This is a genomic window from Rhodococcus sp. ENV425, from assembly GCF_002887785.1.
Classification (GTDB): Bacteria; Actinomycetota; Actinomycetes; order Mycobacteriales; family Mycobacteriaceae; genus Rhodococcus; species Rhodococcus aetherivorans.
This window is the reverse complement of record NZ_PCZU01000104.1, coordinates 1-4,420: the sequence shown is the minus strand read 5'-3', so window position 1 is coordinate 4,420 and position 4,420 is coordinate 1. Positions and strand designations below refer to the sequence as shown.

The 4,420-nt window shown below is 70.1% G+C and carries 4 protein-coding genes; 3 read left to right on the top strand and 1 reads right to left on the bottom strand.

Annotated elements, in window-relative coordinates; all coding sequences use genetic code 11:
• Nucleotides 1-523: hypothetical protein (locus CQZ88_RS08550; protein WP_102799598.1), on the bottom strand; the 523-nt coding region annotated here is incomplete at its 3' end.
• A gap of 154 nt (nt 524-677) precedes the next feature.
• On the opposite strand from CQZ88_RS08550, the gene trmB reads away from it, so the two are divergent.
• The 3 genes from trmB to CQZ88_RS08535 all read left to right on the top strand — a co-directional run.
• The gene (gene trmB / locus CQZ88_RS08545; protein WP_029546125.1) at nt 678-1,424 is read left to right on the top strand and encodes a tRNA (guanosine(46)-N7)-methyltransferase TrmB; all 747 of its coding nucleotides are present in this window, start codon (nt 678-680) and stop codon (nt 1,422-1,424) included.
• Nucleotides 1,421-2,113: an NYN domain-containing protein gene (locus tag CQZ88_RS08540; protein WP_006940232.1), complete on the top strand. Its 693-nt coding sequence runs from the start codon at nt 1,421-1,423 to the stop codon at nt 2,111-2,113. Before trmB ends, CQZ88_RS08540 begins: the two co-directional genes overlap by 4 nt.
• 9 nt (nt 2,114-2,122) lie before the next feature.
• Nucleotides 2,123-4,420, top strand: a 2,298-nt coding sequence (locus tag CQZ88_RS08535) for an MMPL family transporter (RefSeq protein WP_258008511.1), incomplete at its 3' end; no start/stop codon positions are given.

The following is a 4,420-nucleotide window of genomic DNA, read 5'->3' as shown; positions in this document are numbered from 1 at the left end:
CGGCGTCGCGACGGCGGCGCGCGGAACCGAGTCGTTCGACGACCGCCGCCGGCCCGGAGCCGGGCGTGAGGACCGGCCGTCGCACGTGCGCGGCCGCGCGGGCGAACGCGGCCCCGGCATCCTCGAGTCTTTCGGTCCGATCGAGCACGACGACGAGGCGTTCGTCGTCGCGTGTGACGAGCGCCGCCGGATCGGCGGAGCGGACGAGTGCCGCCAGATCGGCGGGGTGGACCCGCGCCGCGAGCACGAGGAGGACGACATCCGCGTCGAGGACCGGTTCGGGCCGGTCCGGCGAGTCGAGCTCCACGGTGTCGACCAGTGCCGACGCCGCGACCGCCGCCTCGACGGCTGCGCGGAGCGCGGGACGGACGGCGCCGCCGCGACCCGCGATCTGCACCCGCAGCGGGGCGTCGTGCCGGTCGAGGGCGCGCTGCACCTGTCGGCCGGCCCGGGCGTCGAACCGGCCGATGTCCTCGACGATCTGCCGCCACCGAGCGTGCGCGGTCCCTGCATCCCCCACCATGACCACCCCCGTGTGTCGCCGCCGATTCTGGCAGAGGCTGCCGTCGACGGCAGCGGCCCGGGGGCACCCTGAGAAAACCCGGCACCCTGAGAAAACACTGTGGTCACTTCAGTCCCTCCTGCCACACACCCTCCCGATACGCGACAATGGTCGGGTGAACGACGCCGATCTGGACACGACCGAGACGCTGGAGCAGCGCCCGACCCGAGGAAACCGTCTGTACCCGCGGGTGACGAGTTTCCGCTCGCGGCGGGGCGCGCTGACGCTCCCGCAGCAGGAGTCGTGGGACCGCTGCTGGCCCGAGCTGGGCCGCGACGTCGGCGACGACCGGCTCGACGTCGACGCCTGGTTCGGCCGCTCGGCGCCGGTCGTCCTGGAGATCGGCTCCGGCACCGGAACGGCCGCGGTGACGATGGCCCGGACCGAACCGCACGTGAACCTCATCGCCGTCGAGGTCTACAAGCCCGGCATCGCGCAGACGCTGCAGCAGATCGAACGGACCTACGACACCGACACGCCGATCCGGAACCTGCGGATCCTGCGCGGCGACGCGGTCGAGGTACTCGAGCACATGGTGGCCCCCGAGTCGCTGACCGGGGTGCGGGTGTTCTTCCCGGACCCGTGGCCCAAGGCCCGCCACCACAAGCGCCGCCTGCTGCAGCCGCCGACGTTCGCCCTGATCGCGAGCCGGCTGCAGCCGGGCGGCGTGCTGCACGTCGCGACGGACCACGCCGAGTACGCCGAGGCCATCGCCGAGGCGGGCAACGCCGAGCCGTTGCTGACGACGCTCGACTGGGAGTCCCCCATCAGCCACGAGCGCCCCGTCACGAAGTTCGAGGACAAGGCGCAGCGGGTGGGCAGCAGCATCACGGAGCTGGTCTGGGGGAAGATCAGGGCATGAGCGTCCACGAAGAACTGTCCGACGTGTCCGCGGCCCCCACGACGGACGGCACCGAGCGGCACGAGCGGGTGCTGCTCGTGTGGGACGCGCCGAACCTGGACATGGGTCTCGGTGCCATCCTGGGCGGCCGGCCCACCGCCGCCTACCGGCCGCGGTTCGACGCGCTCGGACGGTGGCTGCTCGGCCGCACGTCCGAGCTCTCGCGCACCACGACGGCCACCCTCGACCCCGAGGCGACGGTGTTCACGAACATCGCGCCGGGCAGCGCCGACGTCGTGCGCCCGTGGGTCGAGGCGTTGCGCAACGTCGGCTTCGCGGTGTTCGCCAAGCCGAAGATCGACGAGGACAGCGACGTAGACTCCGACATGTTGCGGCACATCGCGCTGCGACGCAGTGAGGGTCTGGCGGGGGTGATGGTCGCCTCCGCCGACGGGCAGGCGTTCCGGGAACCGCTCGAGGAGATCGCCGCGACCGGCGTGGCGGTGCAGGTCCTCGGTTTCCGCGAGCACGCCAGCTGGGCGGTCACGTCCGAGGTGCTCGACTTCGTCGACCTCGAGGACATCCCGGGGGTGTTCCGTGAGCCGCTGCCACGCGTGAGCCTGGACTCGCTGCCCGACGAGGGCGCCTGGTTGCAGCCGTTCCGACCGCTGTCCGCCCTGCTCGTGGGCCGCAAGAGCGTGGCCGAATAGGAGAGTTTCGTGTTCGACCGCTGGGGAGAGCTCGTCCACCGTGCGCGCTTCACCGTCATCGCGGTGATGGTGGCCGGTCTGCTCGGGCTCGCCGGGTACGGCGCGAGCCTGAACGATCATCTCAGTCAGAGCGGCTGGGACGATCCCGGCTCGGAGTCCGTCGCTGCGGCGAAGCTGGCCGACGGCACCTTCGGCCGCGACACGAACGGCGACGTCCTGGCGTTGTACACGGCGCCGGAGGGCAGGACGGTCGACGATCCGGAGTTCGCGGCGAAGGTCAAGGACAGTCTCAACTCGCTGGTCGCGGACCATCCGGATCAGATCCTGAAGATCAACGGTGCGTACTGGCCGACGAACGGTGCCCCGGCGGTGCCGGCGCTGGCGGACCAGTCGCGGCAGCACGCCGTGGCGTCGGTCGCCATCGCGGGCGACAACGACACCGAGCTGACCAACAACTTCCGCGACGTGAAGGACGAGTTCCTCATCGACGGGGTCGACGTGCAGCTCGCCGGCCTGCAACCGATCTCCGGCGCCCTCAACGACACGATGGCGCAGGACATCAAGCGCATGGAGCTCCTCGCCATCCCGGCGGTCGGAATCCTGCTGTTCTTCGTCTTCGGCGGCGTGATCGCGGCCGCGATGCCGCTGATCACCGGCGGCCTGACGGTCGTCGCCGCGAACGGCATCGTGCGGCTCATCACGAACTTCACCGAGGTCAACTCGTTCGTCGCGCCCGTGGTCTCGCTGATCGGCCTGGGTCTGGCGATCGACTACGGCCTGTTCATGGTGTCCCGGTTCCGCGAGGAACTCGCCGAGGGCTACGCCGCGTCCGCCGCCGTGCGCCGCACGGTGATGACGGCCGGGCGCACCGTGGTGTTCTCCGCCACGATGGTCGTCACCAGCCTCGGCGGCCTGCTGCTGTTCCCGCAGGGCTTCCTCAAGTCCGTCGCGTACGGCGCGATCGCGACGGTGACGCTGGCGGCGATCACCTCGATCACGCTGCTGCCCGCCATGCTCGCCATCCTCGGCCGGAACATCGACAAGTGGGGCTGGTCCCGGTTCGGGCAGATCCAGTCCAACGAGCAGGTCGAGAACAGCATCTGGGGACGGATCACCCGGTGGGTGATGCGCAACCCGCTCAAGGTCACCATCCCCACGGTGATCGGCCTGCTGCTGCTCATCGTGCCGCTGACCGGCATCAAGTTCGGCGGCATCAACGAGACCTACCTGCCGCCCGACCATCCGACGCGGCTCGCCCAGGAACAGTTCGACGAACTGTTCCCCGGCCAGCGCGCGGAGCCGGTGCGCATCGTCGTCCGCGGCGCCGAGGGCGGCGACCTCAACGAGATCATCCAGACGGCCAGCGCGGCCCCCGGCCTGGTGGAGAAGTTCACCATCGAGGGTCCCGCCCGGGACGGCGTCCGCGTCGTCAAGGCCGGGCTCGAGGACCGCAACAACTCCGCCGAGACCATCGACTACCTGCATGCGGGGCAGTGGCCCGACGGCGTGGAGGTGCTCGTCGGCGGCACACCGGCGATCGAACAGGATTCGATCGCCGCGCTGATGAACACGCTGCCGCTGATGGTGACGGTGGTCGTCGTGCTCACGACCCTGCTGATGTTCCTGGCGTTCGGGTCGCTGGTGCTGCCGATCAAGGCGGCGCTGATGAGTGCGCTGGGCCTCGGCGCCACCCTCGGCATCCTGACGTGGATCTTCATCGACGGTCACGGGGCCGGGCCGCTGAACTTCACGCCCGGTCCCATCATGTCGCCGGTGCTCGTGCTGATCATCGCGATCATCTACGGCCTGTCCACCGACTACGAGGTCTTCCTGCTCTCCCGCATGGTCGAGGCCCGCTCGCAGGGGGCGAGCACCACCGAATCCATCCGGATCGGCACGGCGCACACCGGCCGCATCATCACGGCCGCGGCGCTGATCCTGATCGTCGTCACCGGCGCCTTCGGCTTCTCCGAACTGGTGATGATGAAGTACATCGCCTACGGCATGATCGCGGCCCTGATCATCGACGCCACGGTGATCCGCATGCTGCTCGTGCCGGCGACGATGAAACTGCTCGGCGACGACTGCTGGTGGGCACCGGCGTGGATGAAGCGGATCCAGGCCAGGATCGGGCTCGCGGAGCCGATCCTCGACAACGAGCTCATGCCGCAGGATGTGCCGGAGCTGATCACGGTCGGCATGTTCGGTCCGGCGACCGTCGCGGCCACCGGGTCGCACCGCCTGCCCACCGTCGCCGGCGTCGCCACGGACGATCCGATGACGCAGCCGCTGCCGAAGATCGCCGCA